A 25408-nucleotide genomic window follows, 5' to 3' on the forward strand; every position below is an offset into this window, starting at 1 on the left:
TATTCTTTGGCAGATTATGCTAAGGAATCCCCTAAATGGATCGCAAAGACCGCCAGATCATCGCAGCGTTGCAACACAACGGCCGCCTGACCAATCAAGATTTGGCGCAGCAGGTGAACCTGTCCCCCTCGCCCTGTCTGCGTCGTACCCGCGCGCTAGAGGAACGCGGCGTAATCAAAGGATATACGGCGATTGTGGATGAAAAGGCCTATGGACTGCCGGTCACGGCGCTGGTGCGGATCAGCCTAGAACGGCATACCGGCGCAGTTGTCGATCTGTTTGAAAAGAAGGTGCGCGAGACGGCCCAAATCCTTGATTGCTACGTCATCACAGGCAGTGAGGATTATCTGCTGCGTGTGCTTGTCGAGGATTTGGCGGGCTACGAGGCCTTTGTGCGCACGAAGCTGCACAATATTCCGGGGATCGCGTCGATCGATTCAAGCTTTGCTTATGGCGTCTTAAAGCAGTCGACTATCTTTCCCGTATTGGACTGACGAAACTGATGCGCGACGCGGTCCATGACCACGCCGCGCATCATGCAAGCGTCACGCTTGCGCGGCCTTGGCCGCTGCGCGTTTGAAGAACAGAAAATACAGCACTGGGGCCGCGATCAGCGTCAGCACCGAAGCAAAGGCCAGGCCGCCCATGATTGTCACGGCCATCGACTGAAAGAACGCGTCGCTGATCAGAGGCAACATGCCCAAAATCGTGGTCGCCGCCGCCAAGAACACCGGCCGCAAACGCGAGGTAGAGGCCGAAACGATGGCATCGTCGAGCGGCATGTCGGGATAGGCTTCGCGGGTCAGGTCGATCTCTTCCACCAGCACGATCCCGTTTTTGATAAGCATGCCGGACAGCGATAGCAAGCCAAGCAGGGCCGTAAAGGTAAACGGCATGCCCGTACCCAGCAGGGCAAGGCTGACACCGTTGACCGACATCGGAACCAGCAGCCAGATGATCACCGGTTGTTTTACGGCATTGAAAAGTAACACAGAAATCAGCACCATAATGATAAGGCTGATGGGCAATTGCCCGCCCAAAGACGCCTGCGCGTCTGAGGAGCTTTCAAGCTCTCCGCCCCATTCCATCGTGTAGCCGTCTGGAATGGGCATTTCCTCGATGGTGGCTTGCACCTCTGCCATGACCTCTGTCGCGGTCATGTTGCGGGGAATATCTGCCCCCACAGTGATGACATCTGCGCGGTCGCGGCGGTGAAATAAGGTGTCCTGCGGTTCGAACACGAAACCGTCGATAACCTGCACCATCGGGACATTCACGTTGCCGCTTTCGGAATAGATCACGTGATCCGTTAAGGCCATGTCGTTGCCGGGCGGCGCGCGCAGGACGATCGGAACCTGGCGGTCGCCTTCGCGGAAGGTGCCAGCTGTCAGCCCCTCGACGGCGAACTGCAGAACCTTGGTGATATCGGATCGAGAGATCCCCGCATCCTGCGCGCGGTCATCGGCATAAATCGGGCGCAGGACCAGCTCTCGCTCGCGCCAATCTTGACGAAGCGCGCTGACGTTGTCTGACGCCGCATCCATCCGGGCCATCGCCTGATCCGCCAAGTCGCGCAGCGTGTCGGGGTTTGGACCGGAAAAGCGCACCTCGATCGGGGCACCGCCGCCGGGACCAAACGCCAAGCGCTTCACGCGGAATTCACCCTGTGGAATCGCGCTGTTCGCGTATGCCTCTAGCGCGTCCATCTCATCTTCGATCACATCAAGCGAGGTGACGCGCACGATCATATGGCCGTAGCCGGGATTGGGATCCTCGGAATTATAGGTCAGCATAAACCGCGACGCGCCTTGGCCGACGAAGGCGGAATAATCCGTCACCTCGGCACGTTCGGCCAGCCATTTTTCTAGTACGGCAATATCGTCAGAAGTCTGGTGGATCGACGCCCCTTGCGGCAGCTTGTAGTGCACAAAATAAAGCGGCGTGTTGCTGTCGGGAAAGAACTGCTGCTTAATTTGGCCGAATAGGCCGTAGCAAACAACCGTGGTCGCAACCAACCCCGCAACCACCAGCCAGCGGAACCGCAGACACACCCGCAACACGCCAGCATAGGCGCGAAAAAGCCCGCCATTGTAGCCGCCGGTTTCATCGCCGTTGCCACGTTTGAAAAAGTAATGCCCCAACAAAGGCGTCACGGTGATCGCTAAAACCCATGATAGCAGCAGCGAAATCGCGATCACAGCAAAGAGGGAAAACAGGAACTCGCCCGTCGCATCGGGGCTAAGCCCGATCCCCGCAAAAGCCATGATGCCAATGACCGTGGCCCCAAGCAGTGGGATCTGCGTTTTGGACGCCGCGTCAGAGGCGGCGTCGCGGGATGACTGCCCGCCGCGCATGGAAATCTGCATCCCCTCGGCCACAACAATCGCGTTATCCACCAGCATCCCCATGGCGATAATCAGCGCGCCAAGGGAAATCCGCTCCATCTCGATCGAGCCGATGGCCATGAACAGCAGCGTGCCGACGACGGTCAGCAGCAAGGTCGTGCCGACGACGATTGCGGCCTGCCAGCCCATAAAGACGGCCAGCACGACAACCACGATCACGACTGACATCGCCAGGTTGATCAGAAACGCGTTCGAGGCTTCTTCGACCAATTTGTGCTGTTGGTAAATCGGTTCTATCGACACGCCAAGCGGGATATCGACGCGCAATTCAGCCAAGCGCGCCTCGACCCGTTTGCCGACTTCGACGATGTTTTCAGTCGCAATTCCGGCAACGCCAAGGGTAAAGGCATCGACGCCATTGTGCCGGATGATCAGGTTAGGGTTGGTTTCCCGCGCCCGGTAGACTTCTGAAAAGTCGGCCAAATTGATGACTTCGCCGCTGACCCCGACGGACAAGGCGGCGATTTCTGCGACGCTGTCAGACCCTTCGGGGCGTTGGATGATCGTGCGGCCGTCCGGCGTTTGAATTGTGCCGCCGTCAACAACCTCATTGGCACCGGCCAGCGCGCCTTGAATCGCGGCAGGCGGAATCCCCATGGTTGTGCTTAGCGCCAGATCGGGTTCGACAAAGATCACCTCGTTAGGAACGCCTGACAGCGCCACGTTCGACACGCCTTCGACGCCCAGCAGTTGCCTGCGCAAAAAAGCCGACAGATTGTTAATCTCGGCGTCGGAAAAGCCGGGGGCGGTGACGGCAAAATACAGGCCATACACATCGCCAAAACTATCGTTAATAAACGGTGTCGATGTGCCGCTGGGCAGGGCCGCTTCGCCGACACGGTTGCGCAGTTTGGTCCAGATTGCGGGCAGTTCGGTGCCGTCATATTGGTCGCGCATATTGACCGTAATCCACGACAAACCAGGCTGGTTCATCGTCTGGATGTCTTTGACTTCGCCCATCTTTTGGATTTCGGACTCAATCGGCTCTGACACCTCTAGTGCGACCTCTTCCGCTGATGCGCCGGGGTATTGCGTGACGACGATGGCGGTTTTGATGGTAAAGGCCGGGTCTTCAAGGCGGCCTAAAGTGCTAAAGCCCCAGATGCCGCCCAATAGGCAGATCAGCATCATAATCCATGCGTAAACCGGGCGGTCGATAGAGGCGCGTGCGATATCCATGATGATTTAGTTCCCGAAGCCGACAAAGCGGCGCACGGTGTCGCCGTCGGTCAGCGCGCTGGCCCCGATCACCACGATTTCCTGCCCCGGTGTCAGCCCTGCCAAGACCTTTACCTTGCCGTTGTCGGTCGGCGTGATGTCCACCGGCGTTGCCGCGACTGTGCCCTCGCTTGCGCCGGTTGGCGAGAAGACCATGACGCTGGTGCTATTGTCATTTTCCACGATCACGGCAGAACTTGGCACGATAATGCCCGCCTTGCCGGTCGGTAAAAGGGCGGTCACTTTGGCCGACGCGCCGGGCAAAACGTTCAGGTCATCGGGCGGTGTCATGCCCAGTGTGATGCTATAGGTTTGGCCAATTTGCGCTGTCTCGGCGTTATACTCGCGCAATTCCAACGGGTAGGTTTTGTCGTTGGATGAGAATTCAGCATAAACTTGGATCGCGGAATCGCGGCTTGCGCTTTGAAACAGGGTTTCGGGCACGTCGATTTCGATCCGCAAATCAGACATGTCATGCAGGCGCACCACAGAGCTGCCCGCCGCCACGGTCGAGTAATTGGGCACAGAGCGGGCGGCGACGATGCCGTCAAATGGCGCATGCAAAGTGGCGTTGGCCAGATCGCGCTGCGCGTTGCGCACGGCGATATCGGCCAGTTCAGCCTGCGTATCCGCATCCTGCAGCGTCGTTTCGGTGACAGAGCTGCCGACCAATTCGCGGTAGCGATCGGCGGTGCGATCCGCCTGTGTTTTCTGCGCGGTCGCCTGCGCAAGCGCGAGTTCGAACGGCACTTGATCCATACGGGCGACCAGATCGCCAGCTTTGACGGTGGCGCCTTCTTCGACAGGGAATTCTTCGATTTGGCCGCCGACTTGGAACGCCAGATCGACGGTTTCACGCGCTACGACCCGTCCAAAAAACACGCGCTGCTCTTCTGCGGCGCGCGAGGTGACTGTTTCCAGTTTGACGAAAGGGGCCTGCGATTGTGCCACGGCAGGCATCGCCAAAGTGCAGGCCAGAAACGCGATCAAAAAGGGCTGTTTCACCTAATATTCCTTTGTCGGGCGTCAGGTCATATTATCAACCTACCGCGTGTCACCTTACCAAAACGCTACGCTTGCACTGTAGTGGCTGCGTTTGGGCACGGCAAATGATGGTCCAAGCCCAGCTTGATTCAAGTTCGCGGCTGGAATGACATTTGTGTCAAAATGATGCAAGTGTCATTTTAGTCCGCGTGCGAATGTGTTATGCGCTGCATCGAAGGGGACGAACGCCATGTCTGACACAGCGCCATCTGACCACCGCACCCGCGTTGCCGCCGACCGGCGCGAAAAGACGCGCGCGCGGCTGGTCCAAAGCGCGATCCCCGTTTTCGCCGAAAAGGGCGTTGATGCCTCGGTGATCGACGACGTGATTGCCGCGGCGGGTGTGTCGCGCGGTACTTTTTATAACTATTTTCAAAGCAATCGCGACTTGCTGATTGCTGTAAATCATCAACTTGGTGACGAGCTGATCCTTGTGGTCAAGGAAACAGTGGCAGGTTTCCCTGACCCCGCTGAACGGGTTGCGGCGGGTATTGGTTTGCTGATCCAAGTGACGCGGGACAAGCCGCTGCTCGCGCGTTTTGTCGCGAAATGCGGCCTTGATACCGCGGGGCCAAGCAGTTTGGTCTATCAGTATCTCGCCGATCAAATCCAAAAAGGCATTGATGAAGGCCGGTTCTTGCCATGTCCGCTGCCCATCGCTTTGGATATGCTGGCGGGGGCGACCCTATGCGCGGTCCTGCGGATCAGTCAGGGCGGGGTTAGCGACCAGCACGGGCCAGAGGTTGTGAACATGATCCTGCGCGGTCTTGGCCTGAATGCGCACGACGCGCAAACGCTTGCTGCCAAGCCGTTGCCGCACTTGGATATTCAGGCAGCATGTTCGTTGATGTCCAGCACATCGCAGGCACAGGGCTAAGGGCCGAACTGCGCCCTTATACCTTAGTTTGCACCGGCGTCGTCGGCCCATGATCCAGTCGAAAGATATGGTCAGCCGCCCCTTTGGGGAAATATTGTCGCACCAGCGGGTCATGCCCGGGCACAATCAGCCCCGGCGCAGAGGCAAGGTGTTGCAGCGTGTCAAAGCCATCGAGCATGTTCTGCAGATCGACGACGATGGGAAACGGTTTGCGCGCCCACAGGTTTTCATAGAAATGCGCCGCGTCAGAGGCGAGCACCAGCCACCCTGCTTGCGTGCGCACGCGGACCGCTTGCAAACCGCGTGAATGGCCGCCGATGCAATGCACCGTCACGCCGTCCGCGACCTGTGCTTCACCATCGTGAAAGATGACTTTGCCAGCATACAGCCGCTTGATCGCGGTGCAGACGTGATCAGCGGTGAAAGGCGCGCGCAGGGTGTCGTGGCACATGCACGGTCCGGTGGCATAGGCCATTTCGGCGGTCTGCAAATGCAGGGCGGCATTGGGGAACAGGTGCAGCCCGCCCGCGTGGTCATAATGCAGATGGGTGACGATCACCTGCGTAATATCGTCTGGCGTCAGGCCCAGGGGGGCAAGGGCGGCGGCGGGGTTCATGCGAATGGGGCGCTGGCGCAACGCGGCCTCGGCGTCGTCATAGCCGGTATCGACAAGGATCACCTCTGACCCGCGCCGCAGCAACCACATGAAATAATCCATCGGATGCGGCGCGTCGTGGTTGTCATCAAAGATAAAGCTATCGCCGCGCACACGCGCATTGCGGTCAGCGTATTTGATTGCGTGAACTTCCCACAGGCTCATTGCCAGACCTCGGTAAAGGTCTGAACGGTTTTATCCGCCACCATGTCGCGCACTACCGTGTCAAAGGACACGAAATGCGCGCTTTTCAGATGAACCTGAAACGCATCCGCGTCGGTGTAGACCTCGTATAAAAACACCTCATCAGGGCGGGCCGGGTCGGTGCAGACGTCGAACTGATGGCACTCTGGCTCTGCACCCAGCGACTGGGCGGCATTGGCCAGCATGTATTTCAAAAACGCCGTCTGCGTTCCGGGGTGCAGGCGAAAGGTGACAGTCACGACAAACATAAAAGCCTCTTTTCAGAACAGACGTACCAGCGTCAGAGAGATCGCAGGGATGTAGGTGATCAAGCCTAGCGCGATGATTGCGACAATATAAAGCGGTGCCATGGCCCGCGCGATGCTGAGCACGCCGACCCCTGAAATCCGCGATGCCACATAAAGCGTCGCACCGACGGGTGGCGTGAACAAGCCGATGGCAACATTGCAGACCATGATGACGCCCAGATGCACTGGGTCGACGCCAAAGCTGACCGCCGTGGGCAGGAACAACGGCGCGGTCAGCAAAATGGCAGGCACCGGGTCCAGCACAAGTCCAAGGATCAGCATCACGATATTGACCAGCAGCAGGAAGACCCAAGGCGAGCTGGAAAAGGACTGCACCGCACCCACAAGGATCGTCGGCATCTGCTCTAGCGTGATCAACCAGCCAAGCACGCTGGTCGCGCCGATCACGACCATCACGATGGCAGAGGTCACAAAGGCGTCGATCATCAGGTTCGGCAGGTCGCGCAGTGCAAAATCGCGGTAGACCAGCATCGTGACGGCAAGGCCGTAGATGACGGCAACGGCGGCGGCCTCTGTCGGGGTGACGAAGCCGGAAAAGATACCGCCAAGGATCAGGACAGGCATCATCAGCGCGGGCAGGGTGCTGACAAAGGACTGCCGCAGCGCCTTGCGGCTGGTGCGGTGCCCGCCCGCGTCGCAGCCTGTCGATTTGCCGACGCGGTAGCAGACGATCATGAACAAGCCGCCAAACAGCAGGCCCGGCACGGTCCCGGCCAGAAACAGATCGGCGACGGATACGCCGCCGACGAAGCCATAAATCAGCATCGGGATCGACGGTGGAATGATAATGCCGATCGTACCCGCAGCAGCGACAAGCCCAGCAGCAAAAGCGGGTTTGTAGCCTTGCTTGGCCATATTCTTGATCATCACGGACCCGATGGCTGCGCTATCGGCAATGGCAGAGCCAGAGATGCCGCCAAAGATCATCGACGCCCCGACAACAACCATGCCAAGCCCGCCGGGCATGAAACCCAAGAGTTCCTTAGAGAACGTAATGATCCGTTGGCCGACGCCGCCCCGGCTCATGAGTTCGCCAGCGACGATGAACAGGGGGATGGCGATGAAATGGTTCGGCTCCACCCCGCCGATAAAGTTGAGGTAAAGCGCCTGCAGCGGGTAGCCCAGATCGAAAACAATGATCGGCAGGACCGAGGAGATCAGGATCGCCCAGACCAGCGGAATGCCAAGGAAGACGGTCGTCAGAAAGACCACGACAACGAAAAGAAGGATCATGCGCCGCCCCCGTCCGTCATCGGCACGCCGCGCAGGACAAGCCACGAATTAAACAGGTGAAACATCAGGCTAAGCGCCATGCCCGCCGGCATAGATGCGTAAAGCAGGCCGACCGGCCAATACAGCACTGTCGTGCTTTGCCGCCACGTGTGCCCGGAAATGCTGATGCCTTTGATAATCAGGCTGAGCAGCAACGCGGCGATCAGCAGGTTGATTGCATGTTCCAGCAGCGCCTTGGCGCGGGGCGAAAACAGTATGTCCACAATTTCCGTCACGCGCATCTGTGCGCCCCGCGCCGTCACGGCGGCGCACCCCAGAAAGGTCGTCCAAAGCAGCAAGAACGCTGTGACCTCTAGCGACCACGCCAGATCGAACCCGGCCAGGCTGCGCAGCGTCGCATTCGCGAAAACCAGTGTCAGGATCGCAAAGCCGCCAAGCGCAAGCAAAGCATCAATCACGCGGCTCAGGCCAAGCAAAAATGGCGGGTAGTACAAACGGAAATCCATGGCGGGGGCCTTTTAAAACCGGAGTGGGGGAGGTGCCGGTTCAGGCACCTCCGCAGGTCGGGCGATAATGCTTGGCTATTGGGCAGGCATTGCGGTGCGGATCGTCTCGACCTCGGCCAGCACCTTGTCGACTTCGGTGCCGTAAACGCCGCGCGCCTGATCATAGACCGACGCGACCGCATCGCGGAACGGGCCCACGTCTGGCGTGATGATCGTGGCGCCCTCTGCGGCCATCTGTTCAAGCTGGGCCGCCTCAGAGCTTTTGACCAGTTCGCGGCTAAACGCTGACGAGTCGGCGGCGGCGCGGGTGATCGCGTCTTTGTCGACGTCAGAAAAGCTTTGCCACGTCTTCTCGGCCACGGTCAGTGGCAGGGGCGAATAGACGTGCCGCGTCAGGGTCAGATAGGGCGCGACTTCGGTGAATTTCAGCGACAAAATGGTGTCGACCGGGTTTTCCTGGCCGTCCACAGTGCCCTGCTGGATCGCCAGGTAAACGTCCGTCACCGGCATGACGACAGTCTGAAAGCCGATTGCTTCCATCGTCCAGCGGATCATGTCGTTCGGAAAGACGCGCATTTTCTTGCCCGCGGCATCGGCCGGGGCATTTAGCGGAAATGTCGTGGTAAAGCTGCGAAAGCCAGCTTCCCATGTGGATAGGACGCGAAAGCCGACCTCTGGCAGTTTGGCAAATTCGCCCTGCATCCATCCAGAGTTGTCGTAGAATTCCCAGCCCTGTTCGTAGCTGTCGACCAGAAACGGCATCGCCGTCAGGTTCAGGGATGGCAAATACGATGCATAGGAACCCGTCGCGGACACGGTGAAATCGACGCCGCCAAGCTGCATTTGTTCGATCGCTTTGGGGTCATTGCCCAGCTGACCGGCCGGGAAAATCCGCACCTCGTAGCGGCCTTCGGTGTATTCTGTGACCTTTTCGGCAAAGACCGCCGCCGCCTGATCGCGCGACCCGCCGGGGTTGTCGGTGTGGCTGAATTTTAAAACTGTCTGTGCCTGCGCGGCCCCGGCAATCAGCAACGCTGCGGCGGCTGCGGCAAAGCGCAATGATGTGGTGATCTTCATGTTCATGGTTTCCTCCCAAAAGCTAGAACAGTCGGTATTGTATTTATTTGCGTATGCGTTAATAAATGTGTTGTCAACTTTTGGATTTGATCCAATGCAACGAAAGCCCGAGGATGCAGGCCATGAAGCAGAATTTTGAAATTGCGGTATTTGAAGGCGACGGCATTGGTCCTGAAATCATCAGTCCCACGGTCGCGATCCTGAAAAAACTGGCGGCTCTGTCGCCTGATTATACCCTTAGCTTTGCCGATGCGCCTGCGGGCGCAGCGCACTATGCCCGCACAGGGGAATCGTTGCCCAAGGCGTCGATGGATCTGGCGCGCAGCGCTGATGCGATCCTGCTGTCGGCGATGGGGCTTCCATCCGTGCGTTACGCGGACGGCACCGAAATCTCGCCTCAGATTGATCTGCGCAAGGCGCTGACGCTGTTTGCCGGGGTGCGGCCTGTGACGGTGCGCGCGGGGCAACCGACGCCGCTGAACATGCCGGACGGGAAAGAGATCGATTTTGTCCTGATCCGCGAAAGCACCGAAGGCCTGTTTTATACCCAAGGGCGCGGCGAGGTGACGAAAGACGAAGCGCGAGAGACGCTGCTGATCACCCGCGATATTTCGGAAAAGCTGTTCCGCTTTGCGTTCAATCTGGCGCAAACGCGCAAAGACACGGGCCGCGGCCCCGGTAAAGTCACCTGCGTCGACAAGGCCAACGTTTTCCGCGCCTTCGCCTTTTTCCGAGAGATCTTTGACGCAGAGGCGGCGCGCCACCCTGATCTGATCGCCGATCACGCCTATGTCGATGCAACGGCGCTTTGGATGGTGCTGAAGCCGTGGGATTTCGACGTGCTGGTGACGGAAAACATGTTCGGCGACATTTTGTCCGATCTGGGGGCCGGGCTGATGGGCGGGCTGGGCCTAGCGCCTTCGGCGGATATCGGGCTGGATCACGCGGTGTTTCAGCCTTGCCATGGCTCTGCGCCCGATATCGCGGGGCAGGGGCTGGCCAATCCGCTGGCGATCATCTTGTCCGCGGCCATGATGCTAGACTGGCTTGGCATCAAACACGATAACCCGGCGATGACCGCAGATGGCAAACGTCTTCGCGAAGCGGTGGAGGCCGTGGTGGCGACAGGCAAAGTTCTGACGCGCGATCTGGGCGGCACCTCTGGCACGGCGGATGCGGCGGACGCGGTTGCCGCGGCATTGGGTTTGGTATGACAGCGCCTGCGCGCCTGCGCGTGGCCTGTGTCGGGGCCGGCTATTTCAGCCGGTTCCACTATGACAGCTGGGCGCGCATTGACCGGGTCGATCTGGTTGGATCGTGCAACCGCGATATCGAAAAGGCGCGGGCGACTGGATTGCCCGCCTTCGATGACCTGCAAGCCATGTTGGACCAGACACAGCCTGACCTGCTGGATATCGTCCTGCCGCCCGTGGCCCATGCGGACACCATCCGCACGGCGCTGCGGTGCGGGGTAAAGCTGATGATTTGTCAAAAGCCGTTCTGCCAATCCTTGATTGAAGCCCGCGCTATCGTCGCAGAGGCAGATGCCGTTGGCGCCCGCATCGTCGTGCACGAAAACTTTCGGTTTCAGCCGTGGTACCGTGTGATCAAGGCAGCGCTTGATCGCGGCGCGATCGGGACGGTTTTGCAGGCCACGTTTCGGCTGCGCACCGGCGACGGGCAGGGCCCGGACGCCTACCTTGATCGGCAGCCATATTTTCAACAGATGGACCGGTTTCTAATCCACGAAACAGGCGTGCACTGGGTCGACACATTTCGGTATTTGTTCGGCAATCCGCTGTCTGTCTATGCCGACCTGCGCCAAGTAAATCCCGTCCTTGCGGGCGAGGATGCAGGCTACGTCCTGTTTGATCATCCCGGCGGGGTGCGGGCGATGTTCGACGGGAACCGCAACCTTGACCACGCTGCCGACAACCTGCGCCGCACCATGGGCGAGGCTTTAATTGAAGGCACCGACGGAACCCTAACGTTGACCGGCGACGGTGTGGTCACCCTGCGCGGCTTTCACGCGATGACGACGCAGACTCTTATCGGACCAGATCACTGGGACGGCTTTGGCGGGGACTGTGTGCATGCGTTGCAAAGTCACGTCGTCGCCGGGGTTCTGGATGGCGCGCCGCTTGAAAACCTTGCACCGGACTACCTGTCTGTGATTCAGATAGAGGACGACATCTACGCGTCCTCGCGCGAGGGCCGCAAAATCAAGCTGGAGCTGTCTTGAAAAACCTCGATGACCGAGTCCTTTCCTCGACACAGCGCGCGGTTCAATCCCTGCGCGAGCTTATTTTCTGCGGTGAACTTCCCGCCGGTTCTGACCACCTAGAGGCAGAGCTGGCAGAGCGGTTCGGTATGTCCCGCACCCCGGTCCGAGAGGCCGCTTTGGTGCTGGAAAGCCAAGGTTTGGTGGAAATGCGCCCGCGCAAAGGCATTCGCATTTTGCCTGTGTCTGCTGACGACATGCGCGAAATCTATGATGTGCTGACCGAACTGGAAAGCCTTGCCGCGCAGCAGGCCGCGCTGCAAGGCTATCAGGCCAGCGATCTGAAAAACCTAGAGGCCGCGATCAACGACATGGACGACGCGATCAAAGCGGGTGACCTAGACGCTTGGGCGCAGGCGGACGACCGGTTTCATACCGAACTCGTGCGGCTTGGCAAAAACGCGCGGATCGAAGCGATCGTCGCAATGATGAGCGATCAGGTCAAACGCGCCCGCGCGCTGACCCTGTTCATGCGCCCGCTGCCCGTCAAATCGAACGAAGATCACCGTATGGTGTTTGAGGCGATTAAACGCGGTGATGCGGATGCGGCGCACCGCATTCATAAAAGTCATCGGCAAAACGCCAAGGACATGCTGATCGCGCTGCTGCGCACCAATCGGTTGTCGCGGATATAAGCCCGCTTTCCTGCTGCATGCTTGCGGCACCGCGAAAGCGTCCCGGCCCAGCCTGCGGGCGCTAGACCAGTGCGGCGTTTGGCATTTGGAACGTGAAAACCGTCTCGTTATCGGTTGATGTCACGGACAAGGTGCCACCATGACCCTTTGCAATTTCCGACGCGATAAACAGGCCCAATCCCAAACCTTCGCGGCTGGGCCGGTCGCCGCCGCGGTGAAACGGCTCGAACAAGGTTGGCAACATGTCATCGGGGATCTTGGCCCCGCCATTTGTCACGGCCAGCGTAAAGGTGCCGCCTAGGACCTTGGCGCTGACCTGAATGGGTGTCCCTTCGGGGCCGTGCGTGACCGCATTGGCCAGAAGGTTCGAAAACAGCTGCGAAATGCGCGGCGCGTCGCAGTTCACGGTGCCGGGCAGGTCGATGTCTGCGACGATCTGTTGGTCCGGCGCAACCGCCTGCAATTCAGCAATGATCTGCGCTAGCGATGCGCCAAGGTCAGTGTTAGCGCGCCGTTCAATGACGATGCCGCCGCCACTGCGTTTGCGCGCCTGATCTAGCAAGTTTTCAATCAAAAGCGCCATCCGGTTAACTGACGCCCGCATCAACCCAACCAGCTCAGTCGCTTGTGGGTCATTAATGCGCCGTTCTATCATCCGCAAACCAGCTGTCAGTGCGTTGACCGGATTGCGCAGATCATGGGCCAAAATCGCAATAAACTGCTCTTGTTGTTCGGCCAATGCGCGCTCTTGCGTCAGCGCCGCGCGGCTTTGCGAGAGCGCTTCGTCGTTGTCCAAAATCTCGCCGATCATGCGGGCGAACAGGCGAAACATGGCCAGAATCCGGTCCTGTTTCAGCACACGCGGGGTAGGGTCGATGGCGCAAAGCGTGCCAAAGAATGACCCGTCAGCCCGCAGGATTGGGACGGAAATATAACTGCGAAAGTCGTACTGCGCGGGGCAATGGTGGTCCACATAATGCGGATCGCTGTGGACATCGTTGATGACGATCTCTTCACCATAGTTGCGCACCTCGTGGCACAGCGTGCTTTCAACGTCGAGCTCGTCACCGGGTTTTAAGCCGAAATTGATGTGATCAACGGCCTGACAGGTCACCCATCGTGTATCCGTCACGCGGGCCACGGCGGTAAATCCCATGCCTGTGGCCAGCACAATGGTTTCCAATAGTGTCGGTATGGTCGGGCTGCGGCCAATCGCGGCAATATCTTCGTGAAAATCGTGCGCAGGTGTCACAGGCGGGGTACTCTCATCGAAGGTGCGCAGGCTTATTTATCTGCGTCATATGTCACCGTTTAAAAGATGACACCTCCTTGTGCCATAAACTATGACATATGTTAACGCTCAGCGGGCTTCGCGGCGGCACTCGGCCTATATCAGCCGCCTTTGCTGATGTTGCCCCGGTTGGGCCACGCAAGCGTGGCCCGCCGCCGCTACCATTTCAGCGCAAACCGCCCGGCGATAGCACCGACCCCGGCCACGCCAAGGATCGCCAGCGTGTACCATGTGCCGTAAAATAGCGGAGAGTTCTCAATGCAATACAGCGAATAGATCGCCGCGGCAAAGCCTGCTGCCGTCAGCCCGGCCACCATGCCGCAGCGCATGGGATGTTCCGGTGCGCCGCGCCGCAAGGCAACCAGCAGGGCGGCAAGGATCGGGGCGGACAGCACGGGAATCGAGACCAAACAGGTCATGATGGACTTGCCCTGCAACGCCATGGACCAAGACGGACCGGGGGTGGTTAACAAAGTCGCCGCGACAAGCAGCGCCAACACGGCGGGCAGGGCCCAGATCGCATGGCGGGTGCGGCTTTGCCCAGCAGGGCGGGCCTGCGCCAGCATCCACGGCAGCGCAATCGCGCCCAGCGCCAATGGCAGTAGGGTCTTGGCCAGCAGCGGCATATTGCCATAAATCGCGGCGGGATCGGACCGAACGCCCCACAGCACAGCAAACAGCACCGCCGTCAAAGCCGTCCCGCCTGCAAGGCCCAGCATCACGCCGTTGGTCAGTAGACCGGGACGCACCGGGGTCATATCTGCCCCAAGGCTGGCAATCAGATCATTCGTATTCATGTCGGGGCCTTCTGGTTGGCCGTTTCAGGGTCGTCTTCGGCAACCGCAGCGCTAAGCCGCGTCATTGCCCTGTGCAGGGCCACGCGCACCGCGCCGGGTGTCATATTTAACTGGGCCCCCACCTCTTCGGCGGTCAGCCCTTGCAGTTTAATTTGCCGCACAATCGCGGCAGAGGTATCGTCAAGCCGCGTCAGCAACACGTCCAAATCACGCGCAGCAGTCGGGTCGATAACGTTGTCATCAGCCACCTGCGCCTCTTCGCCGTCAAAGGCGGTGGTGCGGCTCCGTCCTGATTTGCGCAGGGCGTCGATCGTTTTGTACCGCGCAATCGCATAAAGCCATGCGCTGACCGGTTCATTTTCACGCCAAGTATGGCGTTTTTCGTGGATCGCAATCAGGACGTTCTGCAAGATGTCCTCGCAATCTTCGTGACGCCCACCACTGCGGGCTTGGATGACACCCCGCAGCACCGGTGCGACCTGTTTCAGGAACGCGATATAGGCGTCGCGGTGTCCATTATTCGCTTGCCGCAGTAGGTCGGCCCATTTGGCGTCTCTCATTGGTCCGACACCTTTCAGTTCGTTGCAGCGACGTGCTTCGTTACAGGCTGCGGCATAAATAGTTCACACCACCTTTCAAATGCAAATCTTTGGCAACACGGGATGTTACATTGCTTCACCTAAACGCGAGGGCTGTAACAGATCGGGTTTGGCCAGCGAATTGCCTAGCATCGGACGCCAACAGGGTGCCGAGTGTTAGACCGGAGAAGAAACATGAACACCAAGACAACAACCCTCGCTCTCGCAATCCTCGGCGCATGTGCCACCGTGACCGGCGCCAGCGCGCAGGACATGGAAAAGTGCTTCGGCGTGGCACTGGCCGGCGAAAACGGCTGTGCAGCTGGCCCCGGCACGACCTGCGCCGGCACCTCCACCATCGACTATCAGGGCAACGCTTGGTCCTTGGTTCCCGCTGGCACCTGTGCAGACATGGCTGTGCCTGCTGCTGCTGACGGCACCGACCGCATGGGTTCGCTGGAAGAGCTGACACGCGACATCCCGGCCTAATCGCCGATCTGCACCGCGCGGGCCCCAATCCGCGCGGTGCACCTTTAGCCTAAGACATAAGGACCTCTGCCATGACCCAGCTTCCTGATACCGTCGGCATCGGCTTTAAACGCTCCCACTTCGATGCGTTGCAGGCCACGCCAAATCGGCTGGGTTTCCTAGAGGTTCACGCAGAAAACTACATGGGTGACGGCGGCCCGCCCCACGCCCAACTGATGAAATTGCGCGCTGATTACGCCCTGTCGATCCACGGTGTGGGCCTGTCCATCGGCGGCGCTGGCCCGCTGGACCGCGATCACCTGACCCGCCTCAAAAATCTGTGCGAGCGTTACCAGCCAGAAAGCTTTTCCGAGCATCTGGCATGGTCCAGCCACAGCGATGCGTTTTTGAACGACCTGCTGCCGCTGCCCTATGACGACGAAACGCTTGCGACAGTGTGCGAACATATCGACCAGCTGCAAAGCGCGATTGGCCGCCCCATGTTGCTGGAAAACCCGTCCACCTATGTGACGTTCGAAACCTCTACCTTGGCCGAGACGGATTTCCTGCGCGCTATTGTTGATCGCACCGGATGCGGGTTGCTGCTGGATGTGAACAACGTTTTTGTCAGCTGCACCAATCACCGCGCCGATCCGCGTGCCTATCTGGCGGCCTTTCCAACGCAAGCCGTCGGTGAAATCCACCTAGGCGGCCACGATGAAGAAGAGTTGCCGTCTGGCCCGCTACTGATCGATTCCCACGGTGCTCCTGTCGCTGACCCGGTCTGGACGCTTTATGCGGAAACGATGCACCGCCTTGGCCCGCGCCCGACATTGATCGAATGGGATACAGACGTGCCCGCGCTGTCTGTGCTGCTGGATGAAGCGAACCGCGCGGCCGATATTCTGGACGGGGCGCGCCATGCAATCGCATCTTGAAACCCAAGCCGCGTTCCGCGCGGCCCTGAACAACGCAGAGCTGCCGCCCGGCATTACCGCTGTGGGCGATCTGGACCGGCGTTTTTCGGTCTATCGCAACACCGTCGCCCATTCCCTGTCAGAGGCGCTGGGCCAGCGCTTTCCATCCGTTGCCCGCATTGTGGGGGATGCGTTTTTCAAGGCTGTGGCGCAGATTTTTGTGACCGCGCATCCACCGCGTTCACCCGTCTTGCATACCTATGGCGACGCATTCCCCGCATTTCTGGCCAGCTTTCCGCCCGCCGCCACGCTGCCCTATCTGCCAGACGTCGCCCGGATCGAACTGCTGCGCGGCGAAGCTTATCACGCCGCCGATGCGGACCCGATGCCTGCAGATACCTGCGCTGCGCAGATCAGCGCTGACCCGGATAATGCGGTGCTGTCGCTGCACCCATCGCTGCGGGTCTTTGTTTCAGACAGCTATCCTGCTGTGTCGATCTGGGCAATGAACCAGCCCGGCGGGGCCGCCGTCCCGCCACCGCCGGACGCAGAGGCGGCGTTGATCTTTCGCCGGGGCGACAATGCCGCCGTGCTTAAAATTGACCCTGACGCGGCCCGGATCGTCGCCGCGCTTATCGGCGGTGCGCCCCTTGGCGCGGCCTGCCAAGATGTCGCGCCCGATATCGCGGCTTCGGCGTTTTCGACCCTTCTACAACACGGGCTGATCATCGGCCTGTCCCAAGCCAAAGAAAGTGGGACCCATGACTGATTATACCGGTACGAACATGAGCCAAACCAAAGGCGACGCCATCCGCCGCACGTTCCGCAGTGTGAACGCCTTGGCTGGACGCTTGCCGTGGTCAGTCCCGGCATTGCTGGCCCGCCTGATTCCGGCGGCGGTATTCTGGGCATCAGCCCGGACCAAGGTTGACGGCTTCGCCATTGCGGACGGCACATGGTGGCTGTTTGAAAACGAATACGCCTTGCCGATCATCCCATCCGCGCTTGCCGCTGTGATGGCGACGCTGGCAGAGCATATCTTTGCCGTCACGCTGGCGCTTGGCTTTGCAACGCGCCTGTCGGCAGCGGCGCTGCTGGGGATGACGCTGGTTATTCAGGTGTTCGTCTATCCAGACGCTTGGATCACACACGGGCTGTGGGCGGCGTGTTTTCTGGTGCTGATCGCTAAGGGTCCGGGCGCTATCTCGCTCGACCGTGTGCTGCGCCTTGATGACTGACGCGGGCGCGCAGACACAAAAAAGCCGGGGCGCATCGCTGCGCCCCGGCCCCTGTCACACCTAGATTAGTTCCAGGACGCGACGAGTTCGTCGTAACCAATTGTCATCGGCTCTTCGTCTTCATTGGCCAGCTTGGGCTTGGGCGCGCCTGGCTGGTCCAGCCAGTACTGCGCGTCCTGCACGTCGTTCATCACCGGACCCAGGTCGCCCTGGATGCCGGAACGCTCGATGCGCTCCATGACGCTTTCCATATCAGCACACAGCTGATCCAGCGCTTCTTGCGATGTTTTCGCACCGGACATTGCGTCGCCGATGTTCTGCCACCACAGCTGCGCCAGCTTAGGATAGTCAGGCACGTTGGTGCCGGTTGGCGACCACTGTGTCCGCGCTGGCGAGCGGTAGAATTCAACCAGACCGCCAAGCTTGTCAGCCCGCTCTGTGAAGTGCTCAGAGTTGACGGTGGACTCGCGGATAAAGGTCAGACCCACATCGGATTTCTTCACGTCGACAGTCATCGATGTGACGAACTGCGCGTAAAGCCATGCGGCCTGTGCGCGGTCCACCGGGGTGGATTCCATCAGCGTCCAGGACCCAACGTCCTGATAGCCAACCTTCATGCCCTCTTCCCAATACGCGCCGTGCGGGCTGGGGGCCATGCGCCACTTGGGCGTGCCGTCTTCGTTCATCACGGGCAGATCAGGCGTTACAGTTGCCGCGGTGAACGCGGTGTACCAGAACATCTGCTGCGCGATGTTGCCCTGACCAGGGATCGGGCCTGCCTCGGAAAAGGTCATACCCATGGCAGATGGCGGCGAGTACTTTTGCAGCCAGTTGATCGCCTTATCCACGGCATAGACCGCAGCAGGAGAGTTGGTCGCACCGCCGCGGGTGGTGCAAGCGCCAGTCGGCTGAGAGTTCTCGTTGACGCGGATACCCCATTCGTCGACCGGAAGGCCGTTGGGCTCACCCTTGTCTCCCATTCCAGCCATGGACATCCACGCGTCAGTGTAACGCCAGCCCAGGCTTGGGTCTTTCTTGCCGTAGTCCATGTTGCCAAAGACTTCGCCCTCGACACCCATACGCGACAAATCGCGGCCGGTGAAGAATTCAGCGATGTCCTCGTAGGCGGACCAGTTCACAGGAACGCCCAGATCGTAGCCGTAGGTTTCTTTGAAGTCGGCCTTGTTCTGTTCGTCGTTGAACCAATCGTACCGGAACCAGTACAAGTTCGCGAACTGCTGGGTCGGCAGCTGGTACAGCTTGCCATCCGGTGCGGTCGTGAACTCTGTTCCGATAAAGTCTTCAAGGTTCAGGGTAGGGGACGTGACGTCCTTGCCCTCGTTTGCCATCCAGTCGGTCAGGTTGCGGACCTGCTGATAGCGCCAGTGCGTGCCGATCAGATCGGAGTCGTTGACGTAGGCGTCATAGATGTTCTCGCCCGACTGCATTTGCGTTTGCAGCTTTTCGACAACGTCGCCTTCGCCGATCAGGTCGTGGGTGACCTTGATGCCGGTGATCGCGGTGAACGCAGGGGCCAGCACTTGGGCTTCGTATTCATGCGTTGTGATCGTTTCGGACACGACGTTGATTTCCATACCCTGATAGGGCTGGGCCGCGTCGACGAACCACTGCATTTCAGCTTCTTGATCCGCGCGAGACAGCGTGGATACATCGCCGATTTCCGCATCCAGGAACGATGTGGCAGCTGCCATATCGGCCCAGGCCGGTTGGGTCATGGCAAGTGCCAGCCCCAGCGCGGTGGAAGATTTCAGAAGAACGTTCATTATAGGTTTCCTCCCTTTAGGTTGAACGTAAACGATCCGGTGCGGTGGTCTGCGCCGGGTTTTGACATGGCCTAGACCCAGCGGAAGACCGCAGCGGCATAGACCAGACAGACGATCAGCGCGTAGGGCTGCGGGCCAAAACCCGCACCCAGCCACGCCAGATTGATAAAAGCGGAGCCCAGCAGCGTGATGAACAAACGATCACCGCGTGTGGTTTCAATCCGCAGGACGCCCTTGCGGGGCACCTCTGGAAACTTGATCGCCAGCGTGGTGAAGGTCACCAAAAGCGCGGCAATGATCAAGAAGAATGACGCAGTCGGCCACGTCCATGCCATCCAGTCAAGCATTGTAAGCTCCTTTCAGGGTCCGCATCACACCCGCCCCAGGGCAAAGCCCTTAGCGATGTAGTTGCGCACGAAATAGATCACCAAAGCGCCCGGCACGATGGTCAGCACACCGGCCGCAGCCAGCACGCCCCAGTCGACACCTGCCGCGCCCACGGTACGGGTCATGGTGGCGGCGATGGGCTTGGCGTTTACCGATGTCAGGGTCCGCGACAGCAGCAATTCGACCCACGAGAACATGAAGCAAAAGAACGCCGCGACACCGATGCCGCTGGCGATCAGCGGGGTGAAGATTTTGACGAAGAACGCCGGGAAGGAATAGCCGTCGATATACGCCGTCTCGTCGATTTCCTTGGGCACGCCGCGCATGAAACCTTCCAAGATCCAGACGGCGAGGGGCACGTTGAACAAGCAGTGGGCCAATGCCACGGCGATATGCGTGTCGAACAATCCGATGCTGGAATACAGCTGAAAGAACGGCAGGGCGAAGACAGCGGGCGGTGCCATGCGGTTGGTCAGCAACCAAAAGAACAGGTGCTTATCGCCCATAAAGGTATAGCGGCTGAACGCATAAGCCGCCGGCAGCGCCACGGCGAGGCTGATCGCCGTGTTCATCAGCACATAGGTCAGCGAATTGACGTAGCCCATGTACCAGCTGGGGTCGGTCAGGATCGTCGCGTAGTTTTCCAGCGTAAAGTTACGTGGCCACAGGCTGAAGGCACCAAGGATCTCAGAGTTGGTCTTGAGGCTCATGTTCAGCAGCCAATAGATCGGCAGCATCAGGAACAGCAGGTACAGACCCATCACGATGGCCCCGCCCGACGGGCGCAGGTTGCGCTTAATCTTGCGCGATGGCTGGATCGTCATGGCAGGGGCGTCGCTTGCGACATTTGGCATTGCGGTATCGGTCATTTACTTACCATCCCGTTTATCAAGGGTCGTCATGACCGTGTAGAACACCCAAGAAATCGCCATGATCACAAGGAAATACATCAGGCTGAATGCCGCTGCGGGGCCAAGGTCGAACTGTCCCAGCGCCATCTTTACAAGGTCGATCGACAAGAATGTCGTCGCATTGCCCGGACCGCCGCCTGTGACGACAAACGGCTCTGTGTAGATCATAAAGCTGTCCATAAAGCGCAGCAGGATCGCGATCATCAGCACGCCTGCCATCTTTGGCAGCTCGATATAGCGGAACACGGCCCAGCGGCTGGCTTGATCAATCTTGGCCGCTTGGTAGTACGCGTCAGGGATCGAACGCAGGCCGGCATAGGCCAGCAAGGCCACCAGCGACGTCCAGTGCCAGACGTCCATGACGATGACTGTGATCCAAGCGTCTAGGATGTTCTGGGTATAGTTATAATCGATGCCCAGCGCGTCCAGCGTATAGCCCAGCAGGCCGATATCGACGCGGCCAAAGATCTGCCAGATCGTGCCAACCACGTTCCACGGGATCAGCAGTGGCAGGGACATCACGACAAGGCAAAACGACGACCAAAATCCCTTTTTCGGCATGTTCAGGGCGACGAAAATGCCCAAGGGGACTTCGATCGCCAAAATGATCGCCGAAAACATCAGCTGACGGCCCAGCGCGTTCCACATCCGGTCCGAATGCAGCATGTCATCGAACCAATCCAGGCCCGCCCAGAAGAACTGGTTGTTCCCGAATGTGTCCTGCACGGAATAGTTTACGACGGTCATCAGCGGGATGACGGCGGAAAATGCGACAAGGATCAGGACCGGCAGGACCAGAAACCACGCCTTTTGATTGACGGTCTTGTTCATGCGGCGGCCCCCTGCGGTGTAATACGCCAGTCGTCGGCGTAGACGTTGATCCCGCCGGGCGCAAAGGTGATGCGGTTGGTGTCAGCGGCGATATTTTCGCCCTCAGCGGCAACAGCGCTGATTTCCTTGCCGCCCACGTCAAGGCGAACGATTTTATGGCGACCCACGTCTTCGATCCGGCGGATGGTGGCGGGGATGCCGTCGCTGCCCGATGACAGGCGGATGAATTCAGGGCGCACGCCAAGCTGCGTTTTGCCGGTCGCGGCATAGGACCCGTCCAGCTGCACGGTGGCATCGCCGACGCGGGCGACGTTGCCGTCGATCTGCGCGTCGAACAGGTTCATGCCGGGCGAGCCGATGAAATAGCCGACGAAGGTATGCGCTGGACGCTCGAACAATTCCTGCGGCGTGCCGATCTGCACAACGCGGCCATCATACATGACGACGACTTTGTCAGCAAAGGTCAGCGCCTCTGTCTGGTCGTGGGTCACATAGATCATCGTGTGACCGAAGTCGTGATGCAGCTTTTTCAGCTGGGTGCGCAGTTCCCATTTCATATGGGGGTCGATGACCGTCAGCGGCTCGTCGAACAGCAGCGCGTTCACGTCCTCGCGCACCATGCCGCGGCCAAGGGAAATCTTTTGCTTGGCATCAGCAGTCAGGCCGCGCGCCTTGTGATCCAGCTGCGCTTCCATGTCGATCATGGCGGCAACCTTCTGGACGCGGCGCTTAATCTCTGCCGTGTCCATTTTGCGGTTCTTCAGCGGAAAGGCCAGATTTTCGCGCACGGACATCGTGTCGTAGACGACGGGAAACTGGAACACCTGCGCGATATTGCGATCGGCGGTAGGTGCGGTGGTGACGTCTTTGCCGTCGAACAGAACGCGGCCCTGTGACGGAATCAGCAGGCCGGAAATGATGTTCAGCAGCGTGGACTTGCCGCAACCGGACGATCCCAGCAGGGCGTAGGCTTCGCCGTCGACCCAGTCGTGGTTCAATTCCTTCAGCGCGAAATCAGATTCCTGCTGTGGGTTAGGCAGATAGGAATGCGCCAGGTTATCTAGGGTGATCTTGGCCATGCTACGCGGCCTCCGCATAGGGGGCAGTCGCGGCAAGGGTGCCGTCCTGCGCAAACAGATAAATCCGCGAGGGGTCTAGATAGACCTGCAACGCCTGACCCGGTTTCAGGTCGCGCACGCCGTGGATCAGGCCAACCCAGCGGGCATCGCCGTGGGTCAGGTGAACAAAGGTCTCTGATCCCGTAATCTCGACCACGCTCAGCGTCGTATCAAAGGCCATCGCGCCAGCACTGGCTTCTAGCGTCAGGTGGTTCGGACGGAAGCCGACGGTATAGTGCCCATCGACCACGTCTGCGGTGGTGGGCATTGTTTCGCCCGCGCCAAAGTGCATCAGATTGCCGCGCTTTTCGACCTTCAGAAAGTTCATCGGCGGGTCAGAGAATACGCGCGCCGTCGTCGCATCGCCGGGCTTGCGGTATACCTCTGCCGTCGGGCCGAATTGCGTGACGCGGCCTTCCCACAAGGTGGCGCAGTTGCCGCCTAGCAGCAGGGCCTCTTCCGGCTCTGTTGTGGCGTAGACAAAGATCGAGCCCGATTCCGCAAAGATACGCGGAATTTCGGCGCGCAGTTCTTCGCGCAGTTTGTAGTCAAGGTTTGCCAGCGGCTCGTCCAGCAAAACAAGGCCAGCGTTCTTGACCAGCGCCCGCGCCAGCGCGCAACGCTGCTGCTGGCCGCCCGACAGTTCCAGCGGCTTGCGCTGCAACATTGGCGTCAGCTGCATCAGTTCAGCCGTTTCGCGCACGCGGCGATCAATTTCGGCTTTATCCAGACCCATCAGCTTCATCGGGGACGCGATGTTGTCGTAGACCGTCATGGCCGGGTAGTTGATGAACTGTTGGTAAACCATCGCGATCTTGCGGTCCTGCACGCGCTGGCCGGTGACATCGTCGCCATTCCAGAAAATACGGCCCTTCGTCGGCGCATCAAGACCCGCCATCAGGCGCATCAACGTCGTTTTGCCGGACGATGTTGGCCCCAAAAGCACGTTCATCGTGCCCTTTTGCAAGGTCAGCGTTGTGGGGTGGATAAACGTCTGCGCCCCCACGACATAGCTGACGTCTTTGAACTCTAGGGTCATGCGATGTCCTTTTTCTTTGCGCGCGCCGCGGCCATGTAGACGTCCAATGCGGCGGCGTCGGTCTGGCGCAGGCCCAGCTTGCTGCGGCGCCACAGGACGTCCTCGGCTGTGCAGGCGAATTCATGTTCCATCAGCCAGTCGACCTCTGTCGCGGTCAGGGTGCCGCCGAAGTCTTGGCCCAGATGTGCGAGGGTCGTGGCACCGTTCAGCATCTGCTTTGCATCCGTGCCATAAGCGCGGATCAAACGTTTCGCCCAGCGTTCATCCAAGAATGGATACTTCGCCATCAGATCGGCGATCAGCTTAGCCACATTGCCAACAGGGAAATCACCGCCGGGCATCGCCACGCCAGCGGTCCAAGGGCCACGTTTGACCTCTAGGCGCTGGCCGATTTTGTCCAGCGCGCTTTCGGCCAGACGGCGATAGGTCGTGATTTTGCCGCCAAAGATGTTCAGGGCAGGGGCACCGGCGCTGTCATCCAGCTTTAGCGTATAATCCCGCGTGGCCGCCGTGGCAGAGCTTGCGCCGTCGTCATACAGCGGCCGCACGCCGGAATAGGTCCAGACGACGTCGTCCGTGCTGATCGGCTCTTTCAGGTAACCATTCACAAAGTCGATCATGTACTGCTGCTCTTCTGGTGTGCAGACCGGTTTGACCGACGCGTCGGGGTGTTCCTGATCGGTGGTGCCAATCAGGGTAAAGTCGGTTTCATACGGGATCGCAAACATAATGCGCCCGTCAGTGCCTTGAAAGAAATAGCATTTTTCGTGGTCAAACAGGCGGCGTGTCACGATGTGGCTGCCGCGCACAAGACGCACGCCGTCTTGGCTGTTGGACCGGATTTGCTGGCGCAGAATGTCACCAACCCAAGGGCCGCCAGCGTTCACGACCATGCGGGCGCGGATCGTGCGGATGGCACCTGTATCAGTATCCTGCAGCGTCACGGTCCAAATGCCGTCCGCCGCATCGGCAGACACGACCTTTGTGCGGGTCAGAACCGTGGCCCCGCGCAGCGCGGCGTCGCGGGCGTTCAAGGCGACAAGGCGCGAATCCTCGATCCAGCAATCGCTGTATTCATAGGCCTTGCGGAACTTGTCATTCAGCGGCGCGCCCTCTGGTCCGCTGGTCAGGTCAACTGTGCTGGTCGACGGCAAAATCTGGCGGCCACCCAAGGTGTCGTACATGAAAAGGCCAAGACGGATCAGCCAAGCGGGGCGGCGCCCCTTCATCCACGGCATCACAAAGGACAGCAGCTTGGACGTCGGCGTGTCGCCTTCAAACCGCATATCGGCGTGGTAGGGCAGCACAAAGCGCATCGGCCAGCTGATATGCGGCATAGCCCGCAGCAGGGTTTCACGCTCGATCAGCGCCTCGCGGACAAGGCGGAATTCGAAATATTCCAGATAGCGCAAACCGCCATGGAACAACTTGGTCGAGGCAGAAGATGTGGCCGACGCCAAATCATTCATCTCGGCGAGAGTCACGGTCAGGCCCCGCCCAACAGCATCGCGCGCAATGCCGCAGCCGTTAATGCCGCCGCCAATGACCAAAAGGTCACAGACTTTGTTGTCAGCGATCATGTTGGATCCTCCCAAACCCTAAGGTT

At 59.5% G+C, this 25408-nt stretch carries 26 protein-coding genes; 9 read left to right on the forward strand and 17 right to left on the reverse strand.

From position 1 onward, the window contains the following. The first annotated feature begins 35 nt into the window (after positions 1–35). Positions 36–494 (forward strand): Lrp/AsnC family transcriptional regulator, encoded by a 459-nt coding sequence (locus BM131_RS03780; RefSeq protein WP_090185858.1) that lies wholly within the window; start codon positions 36–38, stop codon positions 492–494. A gap of 51 nt (positions 495–545) precedes the next feature. Here BM131_RS03780 and BM131_RS03785 read toward each other — a convergent pair whose 3' ends face one another. After that, positions 546–3584, reverse strand: coding sequence for an efflux RND transporter permease subunit (locus BM131_RS03785; RefSeq protein WP_090185861.1), 3039 nt, complete (start codon positions 3582–3584; stop codon positions 546–548). A 6-nt stretch (positions 3585–3590) separates the two neighbouring features. Further along, positions 3591–4628 carry an efflux RND transporter periplasmic adaptor subunit gene (locus BM131_RS03790; RefSeq protein WP_245754127.1) on the reverse strand — a complete coding sequence of 346 codons (1038 nt, stop codon included), beginning with the start codon at positions 4626–4628 and terminating at the stop codon, positions 3591–3593. A gap of 229 nt (positions 4629–4857) precedes the next feature. On the opposite strand from BM131_RS03790, the gene BM131_RS03795 reads away from it, so the two are divergent. Beyond that, positions 4858–5544, forward strand: a complete 687-nt coding sequence (locus BM131_RS03795; protein WP_090185864.1) for a TetR/AcrR family transcriptional regulator — start codon at positions 4858–4860, stop codon at positions 5542–5544. A 16-nt stretch (positions 5545–5560) separates the two neighbouring features. Here BM131_RS03795 and BM131_RS03800 read toward each other — a convergent pair whose 3' ends face one another. The 5 genes from BM131_RS03800 to BM131_RS03820 all read right to left on the reverse strand — a co-directional run bounded on the left by BM131_RS03800 (position 5561) and on the right by BM131_RS03820 (position 9527). After that, complete coding sequence (locus tag BM131_RS03800; RefSeq protein ID WP_090185867.1) at positions 5561–6364, reverse strand: N-acyl homoserine lactonase family protein; 804 nt, start codon at positions 6362–6364, stop codon at positions 5561–5563. Further along, positions 6361–6651, reverse strand: coding sequence for a putative quinol monooxygenase (locus BM131_RS03805; RefSeq protein ID WP_090185870.1), 291 nt, complete (start codon positions 6649–6651; stop codon positions 6361–6363). The genes BM131_RS03800 and BM131_RS03805 overlap by 4 nt, the downstream gene beginning before the upstream one ends. A gap of 12 nt (positions 6652–6663) precedes the next feature. Next, on the reverse strand, positions 6664–7944 hold the full coding sequence (locus BM131_RS03810; RefSeq protein WP_090185872.1) for a TRAP transporter large permease: 1281 nt from the start codon (positions 7942–7944) through the stop codon (positions 6664–6666). Beyond that, positions 7941–8450 carry a TRAP transporter small permease gene (locus BM131_RS03815; RefSeq protein ID WP_090185875.1) on the reverse strand — a complete coding sequence of 170 codons (510 nt, stop codon included), beginning with the start codon at positions 8448–8450 and terminating at the stop codon, positions 7941–7943. The genes BM131_RS03810 and BM131_RS03815 overlap by 4 nt, the downstream gene beginning before the upstream one ends. 75 nt (positions 8451–8525) lie before the next feature. Further along, complete coding sequence (locus tag BM131_RS03820) at positions 8526–9527, reverse strand: TRAP transporter substrate-binding protein (RefSeq protein ID WP_217646837.1); 1002 nt, start codon at positions 9525–9527, stop codon at positions 8526–8528. Between the two features lie 122 nt (positions 9528–9649). Between BM131_RS03820 and BM131_RS03825 the strand changes: the two genes are divergently transcribed. The 3 genes from BM131_RS03825 to BM131_RS03835 are packed head-to-tail and all read left to right on the forward strand — an operon-like array spanning position 9650 to position 12443. Continuing rightward, positions 9650–10741 (forward strand): isocitrate/isopropylmalate dehydrogenase family protein, encoded by a 1092-nt coding sequence (locus BM131_RS03825; protein ID WP_090186018.1) that lies wholly within the window; start codon positions 9650–9652, stop codon positions 10739–10741. After that, complete coding sequence (locus tag BM131_RS03830) at positions 10738–11769, forward strand: Gfo/Idh/MocA family protein (protein ID WP_090185880.1); 1032 nt, start codon at positions 10738–10740, stop codon at positions 11767–11769. The genes BM131_RS03825 and BM131_RS03830 overlap by 4 nt, the downstream gene beginning before the upstream one ends. After that, positions 11766–12443: a GntR family transcriptional regulator gene (locus tag BM131_RS03835; protein ID WP_090185884.1), complete on the forward strand. Its 678-nt coding sequence runs from the start codon at positions 11766–11768 to the stop codon at positions 12441–12443. Before BM131_RS03830 ends, BM131_RS03835 begins: the two co-directional genes overlap by 4 nt. A gap of 61 nt (positions 12444–12504) precedes the next feature. Here BM131_RS03835 and BM131_RS03840 read toward each other — a convergent pair whose 3' ends face one another. From BM131_RS03840 to BM131_RS03850, 3 genes are all read right to left on the reverse strand, one after another. Next, positions 12505–13695 (reverse strand): GAF domain-containing sensor histidine kinase, encoded by a 1191-nt coding sequence (locus BM131_RS03840; protein ID WP_090185886.1) that lies wholly within the window; start codon positions 13693–13695, stop codon positions 12505–12507. Between the two features lie 197 nt (positions 13696–13892). Then, positions 13893–14531 carry an NrsF family protein gene (locus BM131_RS03845; protein WP_090185887.1) on the reverse strand — a complete coding sequence of 213 codons (639 nt, stop codon included), beginning with the start codon at positions 14529–14531 and terminating at the stop codon, positions 13893–13895. Continuing rightward, positions 14528–15091: a sigma-70 family RNA polymerase sigma factor gene (locus tag BM131_RS03850; RefSeq protein ID WP_090185890.1), complete on the reverse strand. Its 564-nt coding sequence runs from the start codon at positions 15089–15091 to the stop codon at positions 14528–14530. The genes BM131_RS03845 and BM131_RS03850 overlap by 4 nt, the downstream gene beginning before the upstream one ends. 213 nt (positions 15092–15304) lie before the next feature. Between BM131_RS03850 and BM131_RS03855 the strand changes: the two genes are divergently transcribed. The 4 genes from BM131_RS03855 to BM131_RS03870 all read left to right on the forward strand — a co-directional run bounded on the left by BM131_RS03855 (position 15305) and on the right by BM131_RS03870 (position 17732). Continuing rightward, positions 15305–15598 carry a BufA1 family periplasmic bufferin-type metallophore gene (locus tag BM131_RS03855; protein ID WP_090185893.1) on the forward strand — a complete coding sequence of 98 codons (294 nt, stop codon included), beginning with the start codon at positions 15305–15307 and terminating at the stop codon, positions 15596–15598. A 71-nt stretch (positions 15599–15669) separates the two neighbouring features. Next, positions 15670–16515, forward strand: a complete 846-nt coding sequence (gene bufB / locus BM131_RS03860) for an MNIO family bufferin maturase (RefSeq protein WP_090185896.1) — start codon at positions 15670–15672, stop codon at positions 16513–16515. Continuing rightward, complete coding sequence (locus BM131_RS03865) at positions 16499–17263, forward strand: HvfC/BufC N-terminal domain-containing protein (protein WP_175499147.1); 765 nt, start codon at positions 16499–16501, stop codon at positions 17261–17263. Before bufB ends, BM131_RS03865 begins: the two co-directional genes overlap by 17 nt. Then, positions 17256–17732, forward strand: coding sequence for a DoxX family protein (locus BM131_RS03870; protein ID WP_090185902.1), 477 nt, complete (start codon positions 17256–17258; stop codon positions 17730–17732). The genes BM131_RS03865 and BM131_RS03870 overlap by 8 nt, the downstream gene beginning before the upstream one ends. Before the next feature lie 65 nt (positions 17733–17797). On the opposite strand, the gene BM131_RS03875 is transcribed toward BM131_RS03870, so the two are convergent. From BM131_RS03875 to glpD, 7 genes are all read right to left on the reverse strand, one after another. Next, the gene (locus BM131_RS03875; protein WP_090185904.1) at positions 17798–19516 is read right to left on the reverse strand and encodes an ABC transporter substrate-binding protein; all 1719 of its coding nucleotides are present in this window, start codon (positions 19514–19516) and stop codon (positions 17798–17800) included. Positions 19517–19587: 71 nt separating this feature from the next. Then, positions 19588–19863, reverse strand: coding sequence for a DUF2160 domain-containing protein (locus BM131_RS03880; RefSeq protein WP_090185907.1), 276 nt, complete (start codon positions 19861–19863; stop codon positions 19588–19590). Between the two features lie 24 nt (positions 19864–19887). Further along, positions 19888–20727, reverse strand: coding sequence for a carbohydrate ABC transporter permease (locus BM131_RS03885; RefSeq protein ID WP_090186021.1), 840 nt, complete (start codon positions 20725–20727; stop codon positions 19888–19890). A gap of 45 nt (positions 20728–20772) precedes the next feature. Then, on the reverse strand, positions 20773–21645 hold the full coding sequence (locus BM131_RS03890) for a carbohydrate ABC transporter permease (RefSeq protein ID WP_090185910.1): 873 nt from the start codon (positions 21643–21645) through the stop codon (positions 20773–20775). Continuing rightward, a complete protein-coding gene (locus BM131_RS03895; RefSeq protein ID WP_090185913.1) occupies positions 21642–22724 on the reverse strand; it encodes an ABC transporter ATP-binding protein in 1083 nt (360 codons plus the stop codon). Before BM131_RS03895 ends, BM131_RS03890 begins: the two co-directional genes overlap by 4 nt. A gap of 1 nt (position 22725) precedes the next feature. Continuing rightward, positions 22726–23802, reverse strand: coding sequence for an ABC transporter ATP-binding protein (locus tag BM131_RS03900; protein ID WP_090185915.1), 1077 nt, complete (start codon positions 23800–23802; stop codon positions 22726–22728). Continuing rightward, the gene (glpD, locus tag BM131_RS03905; protein WP_090185917.1) at positions 23799–25382 is read right to left on the reverse strand and encodes a glycerol-3-phosphate dehydrogenase; all 1584 of its coding nucleotides are present in this window, start codon (positions 25380–25382) and stop codon (positions 23799–23801) included. Before glpD ends, BM131_RS03900 begins: the two co-directional genes overlap by 4 nt. Positions 25383–25408 lie beyond the last annotated feature (26 nt).

Source organism: Loktanella salsilacus (assembly GCF_900114485.1).
Classification (GTDB): domain Bacteria; phylum Pseudomonadota; class Alphaproteobacteria; order Rhodobacterales; family Rhodobacteraceae; genus Loktanella; species Loktanella salsilacus.

Coding starts and splice junctions, on each gene's coding strand:
- BM131_RS03815 (WP_090185875.1), bottom strand. CDS start 8,450: ATGGATTTCCGTTTGTACTACCCGCCATTTTTGCTTGGCCTGAGCCGC.
- bufB (WP_090185896.1), top strand. CDS start 15,670: ATGACCCAGCTTCCTGATACCGTCGGCATCGGCTTTAAACGCTCCCAC.
- BM131_RS03845 (WP_090185887.1), bottom strand. CDS start 14,531: ATGAATACGAATGATCTGATTGCCAGCCTTGGGGCAGATATGACCCCG.
- BM131_RS03785 (WP_090185861.1), bottom strand. CDS start 3,584: ATGGATATCGCACGCGCCTCTATCGACCGCCCGGTTTACGCATGGATT.
- BM131_RS03805 (WP_090185870.1), bottom strand. CDS start 6,651: ATGTTTGTCGTGACTGTCACCTTTCGCCTGCACCCCGGAACGCAGACG.
- BM131_RS03855 (WP_090185893.1), top strand. CDS start 15,305: ATGAACACCAAGACAACAACCCTCGCTCTCGCAATCCTCGGCGCATGT.
- BM131_RS03780 (WP_090185858.1), top strand. CDS start 36: ATGGATCGCAAAGACCGCCAGATCATCGCAGCGTTGCAACACAACGGC.
- BM131_RS03800 (WP_090185867.1), bottom strand. CDS start 6,364: ATGAGCCTGTGGGAAGTTCACGCAATCAAATACGCTGACCGCAATGCG.
- BM131_RS03825 (WP_090186018.1), top strand. CDS start 9,650: ATGAAGCAGAATTTTGAAATTGCGGTATTTGAAGGCGACGGCATTGGT.
- BM131_RS03890 (WP_090185910.1), bottom strand. CDS start 21,645: ATGAACAAGACCGTCAATCAAAAGGCGTGGTTTCTGGTCCTGCCGGTC.
- BM131_RS03885 (WP_090186021.1), bottom strand. CDS start 20,727: ATGACGATCCAGCCATCGCGCAAGATTAAGCGCAACCTGCGCCCGTCG.
- BM131_RS03870 (WP_090185902.1), top strand. CDS start 17,256: ATGACTGATTATACCGGTACGAACATGAGCCAAACCAAAGGCGACGCC.
- BM131_RS03830 (WP_090185880.1), top strand. CDS start 10,738: ATGACAGCGCCTGCGCGCCTGCGCGTGGCCTGTGTCGGGGCCGGCTAT.
- BM131_RS03795 (WP_090185864.1), top strand. CDS start 4,858: ATGTCTGACACAGCGCCATCTGACCACCGCACCCGCGTTGCCGCCGAC.
- BM131_RS03880 (WP_090185907.1), bottom strand. CDS start 19,863: ATGCTTGACTGGATGGCATGGACGTGGCCGACTGCGTCATTCTTCTTG.
- BM131_RS03900 (WP_090185915.1), bottom strand. CDS start 23,802: ATGACCCTAGAGTTCAAAGACGTCAGCTATGTCGTGGGGGCGCAGACG.
- BM131_RS03820 (WP_217646837.1), bottom strand. CDS start 9,527: ATGAAGATCACCACATCATTGCGCTTTGCCGCAGCCGCCGCAGCGTTG.
- BM131_RS03810 (WP_090185872.1), bottom strand. CDS start 7,944: ATGATCCTTCTTTTCGTTGTCGTGGTCTTTCTGACGACCGTCTTCCTT.
- BM131_RS03850 (WP_090185890.1), bottom strand. CDS start 15,091: ATGAGAGACGCCAAATGGGCCGACCTACTGCGGCAAGCGAATAATGGA.
- BM131_RS03875 (WP_090185904.1), bottom strand. CDS start 19,516: ATGAACGTTCTTCTGAAATCTTCCACCGCGCTGGGGCTGGCACTTGCC.
- glpD (WP_090185917.1), bottom strand. CDS start 25,382: ATGATCGCTGACAACAAAGTCTGTGACCTTTTGGTCATTGGCGGCGGC.
- BM131_RS03865 (WP_175499147.1), top strand. CDS start 16,499: ATGCAATCGCATCTTGAAACCCAAGCCGCGTTCCGCGCGGCCCTGAAC.
- BM131_RS03895 (WP_090185913.1), bottom strand. CDS start 22,724: ATGGCCAAGATCACCCTAGATAACCTGGCGCATTCCTATCTGCCTAAC.